Here is a 1,112-nt window from a genome sequence, read left to right on the forward strand (position 1 = left end):
CCGTTGACGGTGATGAGGTCGGCGATCTTCTGGCCCGCAAAAACCGTTCCATCCCGCTTCATGGCCTGAAAGTCGGCAACCACCCGCTCGACAACGCCATACTTCACATCGTCCGCGCAGTGCGACGACATGGTCGGCGTGCCAAAGGTCAGCGGCAGCGCGCGGTAGAGATCGGCCATCGAGCTGCCGGAGCTGCGATCCAGCATCTGGCAGATGGCGATGGCGGTGACCAGCCCATCGTCATATCCGCGCCCGATCGGCGGATTGAAGAAGAAATGGCCCGACTTTTCGAAACCGGCGACGGCGCCAAGCTCGGCGACGCGGCGCTTGATGTAGGAGTGGCCGGTCTTCCAGTAGTCAGTGACGGCGCTGTTGGCGCGCAGCACGCTGTCCGTGTTGAACAGGCCGGTCGACTTGACGTCGACGACGAAGGTCGAGCCCGGATGCTGGTTGGAGATATCGCGCGCCAGCATCACACCGACCTTGTCGGCAAAAATCTCATTCCCCTCATTGTCGACGACGCCGCAGCGGTCGCCGTCACCGTCGAAGCCAAGGCCGACATCGGCTCCAGTCTCAAGCACCTTGTCCCTGATGGCATGCAGCATCTGCATATCCTCGGGATTGGGATTGTAGCGCGGAAAGGTGTGGTCGAGTTCGACATCGAGCGGGATCACTTCACAGCCGATCCGTTCCAGCGCTTGAGGCGCAAAGGCGCCGGCGGTGCCATTGCCGCAAGCGGCTACGACCTTGAGCTTTTTCGAGATGCGCTTGCCCCGGGTCAGATCGTCGAGATACGTTTCGCGAAAATTGGGAACGAAATCATAAGACCCGCCGCCGACAAGGTCGAAATCGCCGGCCATTACAATCTGCTTCAGCGCGCTCATCTCTTCCGGCCCGAAAGTCAGCGGCCGCGCCGCGCCCATCTTGACCCCGGTCCAGCCATTCTCGTTATGCGAGGCGGTGACCATAGCGACCGAAGGCACGTCCAGTGCGAACTGGGCGAAATAGGCCATCGGCGACAACGCCAGTCCGATGTCCCTCACCCGAGCGCCTGCAGCCATCAAACCGGACACCAGCGCCAGCTTGATGCCAAGCGAATAGGAGCGGAAATC

The 1,112-nt window shown here is 61.4% G+C and carries 1 protein-coding gene; it reads right to left on the bottom strand.

What is annotated here, in order from left to right:
• The coding region (locus tag EN990_RS35225) for a phosphomannomutase/phosphoglucomutase (protein ID WP_164766241.1) at positions 1–1,112 on the bottom strand (1,112 nt) is incomplete at both ends.

The organism is Mesorhizobium sp. M7A.F.Ca.US.005.03.1.1 (assembly GCF_003997975.1).
GTDB classification, from domain to species: Bacteria; Pseudomonadota; Alphaproteobacteria; order Rhizobiales; family Rhizobiaceae; genus Mesorhizobium; species Mesorhizobium ciceri.